The 13084-nt window shown below is 64.4% G+C and carries 12 protein-coding genes; 9 read left to right on the top strand and 3 right to left on the bottom strand.

Going from position 1 to position 13084, the window contains the following annotated elements; all coding sequences use genetic code 11:
• Positions 1–12: 12 nt before the first annotated feature.
• The 5 genes from NKI50_RS13920 (at position 13) to NKI50_RS13900 (ending at position 5772) form a co-directional block, all read left to right on the top strand.
• Positions 13–1509: an FAD-linked oxidase C-terminal domain-containing protein gene (locus NKI50_RS13920; RefSeq protein ID WP_352482360.1), complete on the top strand. Its 1497-nt coding sequence runs from the start codon at positions 13–15 to the stop codon at positions 1507–1509.
• Positions 1510–1732: 223 nt separating this feature from the next.
• Entirely contained in the window at positions 1733–2989 is a 1257-nt protein-coding gene (locus NKI50_RS13915) for an FAD-binding protein (RefSeq protein ID WP_352482359.1), read from the top strand.
• Positions 2986–3369, top strand: a complete 384-nt coding sequence (locus NKI50_RS13910; RefSeq protein WP_023716473.1) for a DUF4870 family protein — start codon at positions 2986–2988, stop codon at positions 3367–3369. The genes NKI50_RS13915 and NKI50_RS13910 overlap by 4 nt, the downstream gene beginning before the upstream one ends.
• Positions 3370–3437: 68 nt before the next feature.
• Positions 3438–4739: a glycolate oxidase subunit GlcF gene (glcF, locus tag NKI50_RS13905; RefSeq protein ID WP_352482357.1), complete on the top strand. Its 1302-nt coding sequence runs from the start codon at positions 3438–3440 to the stop codon at positions 4737–4739.
• Between the two features lie 31 nt (positions 4740–4770).
• The gene (locus NKI50_RS13900; RefSeq protein WP_352716878.1) at positions 4771–5772 is read left to right on the top strand and encodes a hypothetical protein; all 1002 of its coding nucleotides are present in this window, start codon (positions 4771–4773) and stop codon (positions 5770–5772) included.
• A 9-nt stretch (positions 5773–5781) separates the two neighbouring features.
• Here NKI50_RS13900 and NKI50_RS13895 read toward each other — a convergent pair whose 3' ends face one another.
• Both NKI50_RS13895 and NKI50_RS13890 read right to left on the bottom strand, forming a co-directional pair.
• Positions 5782–6702, bottom strand: coding sequence for a bifunctional 5,10-methylenetetrahydrofolate dehydrogenase/5,10-methenyltetrahydrofolate cyclohydrolase (locus NKI50_RS13895; RefSeq protein ID WP_023716475.1), 921 nt, complete (start codon positions 6700–6702; stop codon positions 5782–5784).
• 274 nt (positions 6703–6976) lie between these two features.
• Positions 6977–7711, bottom strand: a complete 735-nt coding sequence (locus NKI50_RS13890; RefSeq protein ID WP_352482354.1) for a L,D-transpeptidase — start codon at positions 7709–7711, stop codon at positions 6977–6979.
• Between the two features lie 222 nt (positions 7712–7933).
• On the opposite strand from NKI50_RS13890, the gene NKI50_RS13885 reads away from it, so the two are divergent.
• Positions 7934–8569 (top strand): DNA-3-methyladenine glycosylase I, encoded by a 636-nt coding sequence (locus NKI50_RS13885; protein ID WP_352716875.1) that lies wholly within the window; start codon positions 7934–7936, stop codon positions 8567–8569.
• 4 nt (positions 8570–8573) lie between these two features.
• Here NKI50_RS13885 and NKI50_RS13880 read toward each other — a convergent pair whose 3' ends face one another.
• Positions 8574–8828: a hypothetical protein gene (locus NKI50_RS13880; protein ID WP_352482352.1), complete on the bottom strand. Its 255-nt coding sequence runs from the start codon at positions 8826–8828 to the stop codon at positions 8574–8576.
• Between the two features lie 355 nt (positions 8829–9183).
• Here NKI50_RS13880 and hisS point away from each other — a divergent pair, with 355 nt between their 5' ends.
• The 3 genes from hisS to hisG all read left to right on the top strand — a co-directional run bounded on the left by hisS (position 9184) and on the right by hisG (position 12738).
• Entirely contained in the window at positions 9184–10746 is a 1563-nt protein-coding gene (gene hisS / locus NKI50_RS13875; RefSeq protein WP_352592591.1) for a histidine--tRNA ligase, read from the top strand.
• Positions 10747–10924: 178 nt separating this feature from the next.
• Positions 10925–12040, top strand: a complete 1116-nt coding sequence (locus tag NKI50_RS13870; protein WP_023716480.1) for an ATP phosphoribosyltransferase regulatory subunit — start codon at positions 10925–10927, stop codon at positions 12038–12040.
• Positions 12037–12738, top strand: a complete 702-nt coding sequence (hisG, locus tag NKI50_RS13865; protein ID WP_352592594.1) for an ATP phosphoribosyltransferase — start codon at positions 12037–12039, stop codon at positions 12736–12738. The genes NKI50_RS13870 and hisG overlap by 4 nt, the downstream gene beginning before the upstream one ends.
• The last annotated feature ends 346 nt before the right edge of the window (positions 12739–13084 follow it).

The following is a 13084-nucleotide window of genomic DNA, read 5'->3' as shown; positions in this document are numbered from 1 at the left end:
AGGAGGCTGTCGATGTCCGGTCTTGCGATGCCGAAACCAGACGACGCCACGCTGCGCCGGCGCGATGAGATCGTCGCCGATATGCGCATCATCGTGCCGGGCGAGGGCGTCGTCGACGCAGCCAATGCGATGCGCGCCTTCGAGAGCGATGGGCTCACCGCCTACCGGCAATTGCCGCTGGTCGTGGTGCTGCCGCAAACCGTGGCGCAGGTCTCGCGCGTGCTGAAATATTGCAGTGACCGCAATATCCGCGTCGTGCCGCGCGGCTCCGGCACCTCGCTCTCCGGCGGCGCGCTGCCGCTGGAAGACGCGGTGCTGCTGGTGATGAGCCGCTTCAACCGCATCCTCGAGATCGATTTCCAGAACCGCATCGTCGTCGCTCAGCCCGGCGTCACCAATCTCGGCATCACCACCGCCGTCGAGCAGGAGGGCTTCTATTACGCCCCCGATCCATCCTCCCAGATCGCCTGCTCGATCGGCGGCAATGTCGCGGAAAATTCCGGCGGCGTGCACTGCCTAAAATACGGTCTCACCGCCAATAATGTGCTTGGTATCGAGATGGTGCTGATGAATGGCGAGGTGGTGCGCCTCGGCGGCAGCCATCTCGACGCGGAAGGCTACGACCTGCTCGGCGTGATGACCGGCTCCGAAGGATTGCTCGGTGTCGTTACCGAGGTCACCGTCCGCATTTTGAAGAAGCCCGAGACGGCGCGTGCCCTGCTGATCGGCTTCCCGACCAGCGAGCAAGCCGGCCAATGTGTCGCCGACATCATCGGCGCCGGCATCATCCCGGGCGGCATGGAGATGATGGACCGCCCGGCCATCCACGCCGCCGAGGATTTCGTCCAGGCCGGCTATCCCCTGGATGTCGAGGCGCTGCTGATCGTCGAGCTGGACGGGCCGGGTGTCGAGGTCGACCATCTGATCGGCCTGGTCGAAGCCATTGCCTATAGGAACGGCTCGACCACATGCCGCATTTCGCAATCGGAGCAGGAGCGGCTGAGTTTCTGGGCCGGCCGCAAGGCAGCCTTCCCGGCGGTCGGCCGCATCTCGCCCGACTATTACTGCATGGACGGCACCATCCCGCGCAAGGAATTGCCGCGCGTCCTCGCCGGCATGCGCGAACTGTCGGAGAAATACGGGCTCGGCGTCGCAAATGTCTTCCACGCCGGCGACGGCAATCTGCATCCGCTGATCCTCTACGACGCCAACGTGCCCGGCGAGCTCGACAAGGCGGAGAGTTTCGGCGCCGACATATTGCGGCTCTGCGTCAAGGTCGGCGGCGTGCTGACCGGTGAGCACGGGGTCGGCGTCGAGAAGCGCGACCTGATGCCGGAAATGTTCAACCAGATCGATCTCGACCAGCAGATGCGCGTCAAATGCGCCTTCGACCCCAATCACCTGCTCAACCCAGGCAAGGTGTTTCCGCAGCTGAGGCGATGCGCCGAACTCGGAAGGATGCACGTGCATCGCGGGCAGACGGCGTTTCCGGACATTCCGAGGTTTTGAGGGGTATGTTGGCGCTTGGACACCCCCCTCTGTCCTGCCGGACATCTCCCCCGCAAGGGGGGAGATTGGCTGCTTCAACGTCCTGCTCGCCTTCAAGCGTTGATGGTTGGCGAAAGCCTAAGCGACATCCGATCTCCCCCCTTGCGGGGGAGATGTCCGGCAGGACAGAGGGGGGTGGGAAGGATCGCGGCTTCTCGTCATTTACGACTGGTGGTTCTGCCGCATGACCACCTTCACCCCGACCACATCAGCGGAAACCCTCTCCACCATCGCCTGGGCCGCAGCGGAAGACTCGCCGCTCGAGATCCTCGGCCATGGTTCCAAGCGCGGCATCGGCCGGCCGCAGCAGAGCGAGCATACGCTCGACCTGTCGAACCTGTCCGGCGTCACGCTCTATGAGCCGGCCGAACTGGTGCTGTCGGCGAAAGCCGGCACGCCGCTGGCCGCGATCGAAAGCCTGCTTGCCGAAAACGGCCAGCAACTGGCCTTCGAGCCGATGGACTACGGCCCGCTGCTCGGCGGTGAACCAGGACGAGGCACGATCGGCGGCGTGCTGGCCGCGAACCTTTCCGGCCCGCGGCGGCTGAAGGCCGGGGCTGCGCGCGATCACATCCTTGGCATCGCGGCCGTTTCCGGCCGTGGCGAGGCCTTCAAGTCGGGCGGCCGTGTGGTCAAGAATGTCACCGGCTATGATCTGTCCAAGCTGATGGCCAACAGCTGGGGCACGCTGGCGGTGTTCACCGACGTCACCTTCAAGGTGCTTCCCGCTGCCGAGACCGAAGTCACGCTCGCCATCCGTGGCCTGCTCGACGATCATGCCACCGCCGCCATGGCGCTGGCACTGGGTTCCAGCGCGGAGGTGTCGAGTGCGGCCCATCTCCCTGAACGGGTCGCCGCGCGGGTCGCCGGCGGCAGTCTCGGCAGCGATGCGGCGACGCTGCTGCGCATCGAGGGTTTCGGCCCGTCGGTCGCCTACCGCATCGCGGCGCTGAAAGACCTGCTGAAAAACGCCGGTCCGCTGCAGGAGATTTCCGGTTCGGTCTCGTATTCTGTCTGGCGTGACATCCGCGATTGCGCGCCGTTCGCCGATGGCAGCGAAAGGCCGGTGTGGCGCGTCTCGATGGCGCCGTCGCAGGGCCACCTTATGGTGCTGGCGCTGCGCATGCAGGCCGCGGTCGATGCCTTCTACGATTGGCAGGGCGGGCTGATCTGGCTGCGCATGCAGCAGGACGATCCAGAGGCCGGCCTGTTGCGCGGGCTGATCACAAAGCATGGCGGCGGCCATGCCACGCTGGCTCGCGCAACCCCTGCGCATCGCGCGGCGATACCCGTGTTCGAACCGCAAGCGCCGCCTCTTGCAGCACTGTCGGCGCGGCTGAAGGCCGAATTCGACCCGAAGAATATCCTCAATCCCGGGCGTATGGCGCCGGGCGCAGGCTCTGCTACTCTCGCCCCAGCAACCGAGGGAGGAGCGCAATGAGCGATGCAGGCCAAAACGGTACGTCACGCCAGACCGACCGCTGGCTGGAGCCCGGTCCGACCAACGCGCTGGTCATCTATATCCTCTATCTCGCCGGCCTCGTTATCGGCGTCAGCGGCATTGTCGGCATCGTCCTGGCCTATATCAACCGCGGCAAGGCCGGCGGCTTCGTCGAAAGCCATTACGCATTCCTGATCCGCACCTTCTGGATCGGCCTGCTCTATGCACTGATCTCGGCGCTGCTGATGGTCGTGGTCGTCGGCGTCGTGCTGATGGTCGCTGTCGCCGTCTGGTTCATTGCCCGCTGCATTCTCGGCCTGCAGGCGCTGCAGCGCGGCGAGGCGGTCAAGAACCCGGAAAGCTGGTTCCTCGGACTATGAGCATGATCCCAAAAAGCGGATACCGGTTTTGGGAAAAGATCATGCTCAAACGGTAAGGATTCGTTTACGTGCAGACCTCCTTCTCGCTTGCCCAGCTTGCCGATCCGCATGTCGCGGAATCGGAAAAGATCCTGCGCAAATGCGTGCATTGCGGCTTCTGCACCGCCACCTGCCCGACTTATGTGACGCTCGGCAACGAACTGGATTCGCCGCGCGGCCGGATTTACCTGATCAAGGACATGCTGGAGAACGGCCGTCCCGCAGACAAGGAGATCGTCACCCATATCGACCGCTGCCTGTCCTGCCTCGCCTGCATGACCACCTGCCCGTCGGGCGTCAACTATATGCATCTGGTCGACCATGCCCGCGCCCATATCGAGCAGACCTACAAGCGTCCGCTGGCCGATCGCCTGACACGCGCCATGCTGGCGTTCGTGCTGCCTTATCCCTCGCGCTTTCGCGCGGCGCTCAAGCTGGCGAAGCTCGGCCAGCCATTCGCCGGCCTGTTCGAGAAAATCCAGGCCTTGAGGCCGCTGGGCGCCATGCTCAAGCTTGCACCGGCGTCGGTCCCGGCAGTCTCGCCGATGGCTTCGCCGGGCGTCCATGCGGGGCAGGGCGGCAAGAAAAATGGCCGCGTCGCCATCCTCACCGGCTGCGCGCAATCAGTGCTCGATCCCGGCATCAACGACACGGCGATTTCGCTGCTGACCCGGCTTGGTGTCGAGGTCGTCGTCCCGCAGGGCGAGGGCTGCTGCGGCGCGCTGGTGCATCACATGGGACGCGAGGACGCTGCCTTGGCGTCGGCCCGACGGAACGTCGACGCCTGGACGCGCGCCATTGAGCAGGGTGGGCTCGATGGCATCGTCATCACCGCATCCGGCTGCGGCACCACCATCAAGGATTATGGCTTCATGCTGCGCCTCGATCCTGCCTACGCCGACAAGGCGGCGCGCGTGTCGGCGCTGGCCAAGGACATCACCGAATATCTCGGGAGTCTCGACCTGCCGGAACCGGTGCGTAGACCGGGCACTATCGTCGCCTATCACTCGGCCTGCTCGATGCAGCATGGCCAGAAGATCACCCGCCAGCCGAAGGAGCTTCTGGTCCGGGCCGGGTTCGTCGTGCGCGAGCCGCGCGAAGGGCATCTCTGCTGCGGTTCTGCCGGCACCTACAACATCCTGCAGCCCGGGATTTCGGCGACGCTGCGCGACCGCAAGGTCAGGAATATCGAGGCGACCGGCGCTGAAATCGTCGCCACCGGCAACATCGGCTGCATCACCCAGATCGCCTCCGCCGCGACGCTGCCGGTGGTGCATACGATAAAGCTGCTCGACTGGGCCTATGGCGGCGAGCCGCCAAAATTGGTTTGATTGCTGCGTACCCGCCAATGAGACTGCCGAGATGCCCAACCCAAAATCCGAAGAGATTGGAACCGTCGTTCGGCTGCTGTCGGACAGATCGCCGGCGACGTTCCAGGCCAGCTATGGCGAATGCCAGACAATCATCGTTCGTCATCTCAAGGATGGGTCCGAATTCCTGTTTGCGCTCATAAAGGCAGCGGTAGAAGCCGACGTCCAGCAAGACAATCTGATTATCGACGCCGTTTCGTTTCTCGACGACGCGCATTTGGCTCGTCTGGCATTTTTCCTGCAAGAGGAAGTGAAACGCGGAATAGACGTGGAGGATCTGCTGGCTCACGTCGCCTTGCAGGCGCCGGAATTGTTTCCAGACAGTACCTTGGGCGACATTCCCGATTTCGCAGACTGGCTGACGCATGATGATCCTCGTTCGCCGCCGGCATGTCATCATTTCAGCTTTGAGGAGGGCGCTCCGAGCGACATGTCTTTTCCGACGCACCGCAATCATCCTACCTGGCATCTGCCGGCGACTGGCAGGCCACTTACGGTCGGCGGCGAAGGATCGGCAGTGTGCCCGACCTGTCGAGAGCGACTGATACATCTGGTTACGCTGGACGATCTTGAGCTGACGATGCCTCTTCCCAGACTCCGTATCGAGACCTGTGCGAATTCTCTCGAACCGACCTACTATTCCCACGACGCTGCCGGTGTGCCGACGCCGATCGCGCCTCTGCATTCGCCCTACATTGAGAGGCCTGCAAAAGCCGCCGAGAAAAAAACTGTTCGGTTGGCACCGACCCCTAAACCGTGGCTCAGGCAGTCGTACGGGATAAGCAATTCAAGGCAAAACCTGTTTCGGCTTGGTGGGCTGCCGTCATGGATTCAGGGGCCGCAGTTTCCAGTCGTTCCCGGGACGGACCGGCAAATGAAATTTCTTCTCCAGTTCGATTCACTCGCCGGTTTCTTCTGGGGCAGCGGCGGCATGCTCTACGTCTTCTGGGATGACGAGTCCCGGATCACCTGCCATGTGCCGCAATGCACGTGACGAAAGCGCCTACTCCGCCGCCAGTCTGTCCGCCGTGCCGTAGGTTGCCTGGTAGCGGGCGCGCTGGCGGCTGAGCGCCACCATGGTGTTGCGCAGCAGGATCGCCACGGTGATCGGGCCGACGCCGCCCGGCACCGGCGTGATCCACGACGCGACGTGCCTGACGCTCTCGGCATCGACGTCGCCGACGATGCGGCTTTCGCCGTCCGGTCCGATTTCCGAATTGATGCCGATATCAATCACGGCGGCGCCCGGCTTGACCATGTCGGCCTTGATCAGCCGCGGCTTGCCGACGGCCACGAACAGCGCGTCGGCGCGGCGTGCGTGTGCCGCCACCGAGCGTGTCATGTGATGGCAGACGGTTACCGTCGCGCCTTCGCTCATCAAAAGGAAGGCGATCGGCTTGCCGACAATCTCGGAGTGGCCGACGACCACCACTTCGAGCCCCTTGAGGTCGAGGCCGGTTTCCCTGAGCAGTTCGACCGAGGCAGCGGCAGTGCAGGGCGCCAGGTCGAGCTGGTTGTAGACGATGTTGCCGATCGACGCCGGATGCATGCCCTCGACGTCCTTGAGTGGATGCACCGCCGCCTGCAGCGTCTTGATCGGGATATGCACCGGCACCGGTCGCTGGATGATGATGCCGGTGACGCGCGGGTCGGCGTTGAGGCCGTGGATCGCAGCTTCGAGTTCGCCGGCAGTGATGTCGGCGCGAAAGCGCCTCTCCTCGAAGCCGATTCCGGCCAGCCCCGCCTTGGCGCGCTGGTTGCGGACATAGATGTCGACCGCCGCTGTGTCGCCGACGGTGATCGACACCAGCTTGGGCGGAAAGCCTTCGGCGGTGGCGATCGCCGCGTCCTCGCGCACGCTGGCGATGATGCGTTGGGCAACCGGGCCGCCCTTGAGATAGCGGCTGTCATCGGAGAGGGACATCGAGATAGGGCCTTTGTCTGGAATTTTGGCTGCCACATAGCAAAGGGACGGCGAAAAGGCAGCGCGAAAAGCGAACCGCTATGCCTGTCGCGCGACGTGCCGGCGAAATCTTCGTCAATTCTCGCTGGCGGAAACAAAAAGGGCAGCACGGCTTGCCGCGCTGCCCTTTCGTGACTGGCCGCATCCCCACACGGCCCGTCCCCCGTTGTTTATTCATCTGGCCTCAGAAAGCCAAAGCTAATGTCTTTCTAGACCAGATGATTCGTCGCGGCAACTATATCACCACCACCGTTGTTCCGATATTCACGCGTTCGTAAAGATCGACCACATCCTCGTTGCGCATGCGGATGCAGCCCGACGACACCGCGCCGCCGATGGTCCAGGGCTGGTTGGTGCCGTGGATGCGGTATTCGGTCGAGCCGAGATAGAGCGCGCGTGCGCCGAGCGGGTTTTCCATGCCGCCGGCGAGATAGGTTGGCAGATAACGGCCCTTTGCGGCTTCGCGGGCGATCATCACCGCCGGCGGCCGCCAGTCCGGCCAGACGCGCTTGTTGGTGATCTTGTGAGTGCCGGACCATTCGAAGCCCGGCTTGCCGGTGCCGACGCCGTAGCGCCGCGCCTTGCCGTTCTTCTCGACCAGATAGAGGAAATTCTCTCTCGTATCGATGACGATCGTGCCCGGCTTCTGCGGGCCGTCATAGGCGACTTCCTGCGGCAAATAGACGGGATCGATCTGCGGCCGCATCACCATGCGTTTGGCCGGCGCCTGCACCGCTGCGGTGCGCAACTGATCGGGTTCAGCTTGCCGCCGGTAGCGCCGTAGCGGCTGCGCTTCCTGCCGGCTCTGCCGCACGATGCCCGGCGCATGGCCGAGCTGCAGCACCCAGGGCGCCGAAAGGTCGGGGCTGACCACCACCGGCGGCCTCTCGGCATAGCGGTCGTTGGCATTGGCGGCGCCGACGGCAAGCACGGCCGCGGCGCCGAACAGTGGGAACAAGAATATCTTCATCGGATCGCACCTTGATCGTCGAACATGCCGGGGCGCAAAGCCTCCCCGATTTCCGCGACATTGGGCGCGAAGCGGCAACCGAAACATGAATCGGAATGCGTAAAATGCCTGTCTGTCAGTAAACCTTTTGGTGTGGTTACCGCCCGGTTCAGGAATCTGGTAAAGCCGCGGTAAAGGCCGCTTCAAAACGCGTTAACGCCAAGACACGAACGGAATTCCGCCATGGACGAAAAGACAGGTCTGCTTGCTGGTCCCGACGGCATCGCCCGCTGCTTCTGGCACGGCAACCTGCCGGATTATCTGCACTACCACGACCACGAATGGGGCCGGCCGGTCGCCGACGATCGCCGGCTGTTCGAAAAGATCTGCCTCGAAGGCTTTCAGTCGGGCCTGTCCTGGCTGACCATATTGCGCAAGCGCGACAATTTCCGCGAGGCCTTCGCCGGCTTCGATGTCGACAAGATCGCCGCCTTCACCGACGCCGATGTCGAGCGCCTGCTCGGCAATGCCGGCATCATCCGTCACCGCGGCAAGATCGTTTCGACCATCAACAACGCCAAACGCGCCCGCGAACTCATCGACGAGGCCGGCTCGCTGGCCGCCTGGTTCTGGAAGTTCGAGCCCGGCCCGGACGAGCGGCCCGAGATCGTCGACCTCGCCCATCTGCGCGCCAATCCGACGACGGCCGTTTCGGTCCGCATTTCGAAGGAGCTGAAGAAGCGCGGCTGGAGCTTTGTCGGCCCGACCACCGTCTACGCTTTCATGCAGGCGATGGGGCTGGTCAACGACCATCTCGAGGGCTGCGTCTGCCGGGAACCGGTCGAGGCGGAGCGGAAAGCGTTCAGGCGGCCGAAATAGCGGCTCAGGCGCCGCCGGCGCCGGCCAGGAAAAACCCGGCCAGGATGGCCGCCAGCGCGGCGAACACCGGATAGATCACCAGCAGGCCGGTCATCAGCACGTCGCGCATGGTCGGCCCGCTGCGCTGTTGCGCCGCGATCTCGAACAGTCCGGCGATTTGCTTCGTCGTTTTTGGCCCATAACCATCGGCCGGCCGCAGCCGGACCGGGGCGTCGCGTGCGCCGCTATCGATGATGTCGAACTTCTGTAGCGTGGCCATGGCCCCGAACCCCTTGTTTCGGCGCGCTTATCGGCCCGGATTGTGTCGGCACGATGCCGCGCGCATGGCGCAATTGTTTCAGCTTCTTTTTCTTGCCTTCTCCCCTTGTGGGAGAAGGTGGATCGGCGCGCAGCGCCGAGACGGTTGAGGGGTGTTGGAAGAAATGAGGCGCAGGCGTTCCCTGGAACACCTCTCATCCGACCGAGCTTCGCTCGGCCACCTTCTCCCACAAGGAGAGAAGGAAGAAGCGCAAACCCTTGCCGCTCCCGGCTGCATCGGTTAGGACACCCGCGCCGTGGAAATCGGTTATTTAACCGATCCCCGGAGCGCCACGAAACCACCGAGTACCCATCCCATGGCCGACAAATCCGAAAAGATGAAAGCGCGGCTTCCGCGCGGCTTTGTCGACCGCGGCGCCGACGATCTGCGCGCCGTCGAGAAGATGATGGCGACGATCCGCTCGGTCTTCGAGCTTTACGGTTTCGAGCCGGTCGACCAGCCGCTGATCGAATACACCGATGCGCTCGGCAAATTTTTGCCCGACCAGGACCGGCCGAACGAGGGCGTGTTCTCGTTCCAGGACGATGACGACCAGTGGCTGTCGCTGCGCTACGACCTGACCGCGCCGATGGCGCGCTTTGTCGCCGAAAATTTCGAACGCCTGCCGAAGCCCTATCGCAGCTATCGCTCCGGCTGGGTGTTTCGCAACGAGAAGCCCGGTCCCGGCCGATTCCGCCAGTTCATGCAGTTCGATGCCGACACGGTTGGCACGCCGGGCGTCGCCGCCGACGCCGAGATGGCGATGATGATGGCCGATGTGATGGAGGCGCTCGGCATCAAGCGCGGCGACTACGTCATCCGCGTCAACAACCGCAAGGTGCTCGACGGCGTGCTCGAGGCGATCGGCCTCGGCGGCGAGGAGAACGCTGGCCGCCGCCTGCAGGTGCTGCGCGCGATCGACAAGCTGGACAAGTTGGGCGTCGAGGGCGTGCGCCTGCTTTTGGGTGCAGGGCGCAAGGACGAGAGCGGTGATTTCACCAAAGGTGCCGGGCTGGATAATGCGCAAATCGACGTTGTGATCAGCTATTTCACAGTCATGGCGCAGCACGATCCCGAAAAAATTGTCCAGACACTGGGATCCATCAACCCCGGACTCAGCAATCTTGTCGAGGAAAGGAAACTCGAACATCTGGGCATAACGAATGCGTCGTTTGTCGAGGGCCTTGCAGAGCTGGAACAGATAAGAACCATGGTCGCACAAAGCGGCTACGGTGAGGATCGCATCCGCATCGACCCCTCCGTCGTCCGCGGCCTCGAATATTACACCGGCCCGGTCTACGAGGCCGAGCTGCTGGCCGAGATCCCCAATGAGGACGGCCAGATCGTGCGCTTCGGCTCGGTCGGCGGTGGCGGCCGCTATGACGGCCTCGTCTCGCGCTTCCGCGGCGAGCCGGTGCCGGCGACCGGTTTTTCGATCGGCGTCTCCCGCTTGATGACGGCGCTGAAGAACCTCGGCAAGCTCGACATTTCGGATGTGATCGCGCCGGTCGTCGTGCTGGTGATGGACAAGGATACGGAAAGTCTCGGCCGCTACCAGAAGATGGTCGCCGAGCTGCGCGCCTCCGGCATCCGCTCGGAAATGTATCTCGGCGGCGCCGGCATGAAGGCGCAGCTCAAATATGCCGACCGCCGCGGCAGCCCGGTCGCCGTCATCCAGGGCGGCGACGAGCGCGCCAAGGGCGAGCTGCAGATCAAGGACCTGATCGAAGGCGCGAAGATGTCGGCCGAGATCGCCGACAACGCCGAATGGCGCGCCGCACGGCCGGCGCAGGTGACCGTGGCGGAAGGCGATCTGGTCGCCGAGGTGAAGAAGATACTGGCGGCGCAGGCGGCCGACCGGGCGAAAGGTGGCGCGTGAGCACCCCCCTCTGGCCTGCCGGCCATCTCCCCCTCAAGGGGGGAGATTGGCAGCTTCAGCCTCACCGTCTTCTTTCCAACGCTGGAGATTGGCGAAAGCAGGCGCGATATCCAATCTCCCCCCTTGCGGGGGAGATGGCCGGCAGGCCAGAGGGGGGTGCCTCGCGCCCCACATCCCCATGACCTCCCCCGCCATCGCATCCGACATCGCGACGCTCTTCGCCGCGCGCAACACCCATGCGGTCGAGGTCGCCGTGCTGCAGCCGGCCGATCCGTTCCTCGACATGGCGGGCGAGGATTTGCGCCGGCGGATTTTCCTCACCGAAAGCGAGACCGGGCAGACGCTTTGCCTGCGGCCGGAATTCACGATTCCGGTCTGCCTCGACCACATTGCCAGCCAGGCCGGCACGCCGCGCCGCTATTCCTATCTCGGCGAGGTGTTTCGCCAGCGCCGCGAGGGCGGCAACGAATTCTTCCAGGCCGGCATCGAGGACCTCGGCGACCGCGACACGGCCGCCGCCGATGCGCGTTCGCTGGCCGATGCGCATGCGCTGCTTTCGCTGGTGCTGCCCGGACGGGAGCTGGCGGTGACGCTTGGCGACCAGACCATCTTCGAGGCGGTGCTGGCAGCGCTTGGCCTGCCGCGCGGCTGGCGCATGCGGCTGGCCCGCGCCTTCGGCTCGGCGCCAATGCTGGAAGCGGCGCTTGCCGACCTCGCCAATCCGCCGCGCAACAGCCAGATCGCCGGCGCGGTGGCAGCGCTTGTCCTCGACGGCGATCTGGAGGCTCTTTCGGCGCATATCGCCGGCGGCATGGAAGAGGCCGGCCTGTCGGCAACGGCCGGGCGTTCGCCGTCCGAGATTGCGCGGCGGCTGATCGAGAAAGCCGAACTGCGCAGCGTCCGGCTGTCGAACGAGGCATTTGCGGCTTTGAAGGGTTTCCTGGCGATCGACGTGCCGCTAGATAGCGCCGCCGGGGCGCTCGCAAGTTTTGCCGCCGATGCCGGGCTTTCGCTGGGAACTGCGCTGGAGAATTTTGCCGCCCGCGCCGCGGCCATCGAAAGCCTCGGTCTGCCGATGTCTGAAATCAGCTACGATGCCGCCTTCGGCCGCCCGCTCGATTATTACACTGGCCTCGTCTTCGAGGTCGCGGCGCAAGGCGGCGACCGGCCGCTGGCCGGTGGTGGCCGCTACGACCGGCTGCTGACGCTGCTCGGCGCCAAGACGCCGATCCCCGGCGTCGGTTTTTCTGTCTGGCTCGACCGCATCGAGGCGCTGCGGGAGACAGCGCCATGATCACGCTGGCGATCCCATCGAAGGGCCGGCTCAAGGAGCAGGCGCTGGAGGTGCTGGCCAAGGCCGGGCTTGCCGTCAGCCTGCCCGGCGACGAGCGCAAATACCGCGCCCGCATCGATGGCCTGGACAGCGTCGAGATAGCCTTCCTGTCGGCTTCCGAGATCGCAGGCGAAATCGGCCAGGGCTCGGTCGATCTCGGCATCACCGGCGAGGACCTGCTGCGCGAAAACCTCGCCGACTGCGAGGCACGCGCCGAAATCATCGCCCGCCTCGGTTTCGGCAATGCCGACGTCGTCGTCGCCGTGCCCGACATCTGGCTCGACGTCGACACCATGGCCGACCTCGACGACGTCGCCGCCGATTTTCGCCAGCGCCATGGCCGGCGGCTCAGGATCGCCACCAAATACTGGCGCCTGACCCAGCAATTCTTTTCGCAAAAGCACGGCATCCAGGTCTACCGCATCGTCGAAAGCCTCGGCGCCACCGAAGGCGCGCCGGCGGCCGGATTGGCCGACATCGTCGTCGACATCACCACGTCAGGCGCGACGCTGCGCGCCAACCATCTCAAGGTGCTCGCCGACGGCGTGATCCTGCGCTCGCAGGCCTGTCTCGTGGCGTCGCGGAAGATGCGCGCTCCGGCCGACGAGGCGATCTTGCGCGATATTGCGGCCAGGATGGCGTTGGTGAACTCGAGTTGACGATTGCGGAGCAGGCGCCGTCGGCCAAGCTGCCAATCTCCCTCCTTGCGGGGGAGATGGCCGGCAGGCCAGAGGGGGGTGCTGTCCCGCCGACCTGTCAGCCAATCGGAGCCTCATCCGTTCCCGGTTGGGGGTGCTGAAGTCGAACTTGGCGATCCTTCGCCCCCCTCTGCCCTGCCGGGCATCTCACCCGCAAGGGGGGAGATCGGATATCGCCTCGGCCTTTGCCAACCACTAACGTTGGATCCAGCGGTCTAGCCGCGGCACCGACCTGAAGCGATTTTCCTGATGTACAGCAATTTTGTTCTTGCTTTGTGCCGGCAGCTATGCTACTAATCTCCCTATG

The organism is Mesorhizobium sp. M0563 (assembly GCF_040321065.1).
Classification (GTDB): domain Bacteria; phylum Pseudomonadota; class Alphaproteobacteria; order Rhizobiales; family Rhizobiaceae; genus Mesorhizobium.
This window is presented reverse-complemented; position numbering and strand designations above follow the sequence as displayed.

What these genes read in the sequence shown, in the direction of transcription:
- NKI50_RS13885 (WP_352716875.1), top strand. Translation starts at nt 7,934, where the DNA reads ATGGACGAAAAGACAGGTCTGCTTGCTGGTCCCGACGGCATCGCCCGC.
- NKI50_RS13900 (WP_352716878.1), top strand. Translation starts at nt 4,771, where the DNA reads ATGCCCAACCCAAAATCCGAAGAGATTGGAACCGTCGTTCGGCTGCTG.
- NKI50_RS13915 (WP_352482359.1), top strand. Translation starts at nt 1,733, where the DNA reads ATGACCACCTTCACCCCGACCACATCAGCGGAAACCCTCTCCACCATC.
- NKI50_RS13890 (WP_352482354.1), bottom strand. Translation starts at nt 7,711, where the DNA reads ATGAAGATATTCTTGTTCCCACTGTTCGGCGCCGCGGCCGTGCTTGCC.
- NKI50_RS13910 (WP_023716473.1), top strand. Translation starts at nt 2,986, where the DNA reads ATGAGCGATGCAGGCCAAAACGGTACGTCACGCCAGACCGACCGCTGG.
- NKI50_RS13870 (WP_023716480.1), top strand. Translation starts at nt 10,925, where the DNA reads ATGACCTCCCCCGCCATCGCATCCGACATCGCGACGCTCTTCGCCGCG.
- hisG (WP_352592594.1), top strand. Translation starts at nt 12,037, where the DNA reads ATGATCACGCTGGCGATCCCATCGAAGGGCCGGCTCAAGGAGCAGGCG.
- NKI50_RS13880 (WP_352482352.1), bottom strand. Translation starts at nt 8,828, where the DNA reads ATGGCCACGCTACAGAAGTTCGACATCATCGATAGCGGCGCACGCGAC.
- NKI50_RS13895 (WP_023716475.1), bottom strand. Translation starts at nt 6,702, where the DNA reads ATGTCCCTCTCCGATGACAGCCGCTATCTCAAGGGCGGCCCGGTTGCC.
- hisS (WP_352592591.1), top strand. Translation starts at nt 9,184, where the DNA reads ATGGCCGACAAATCCGAAAAGATGAAAGCGCGGCTTCCGCGCGGCTTT.
- NKI50_RS13920 (WP_352482360.1), top strand. Translation starts at nt 13, where the DNA reads ATGTCCGGTCTTGCGATGCCGAAACCAGACGACGCCACGCTGCGCCGG.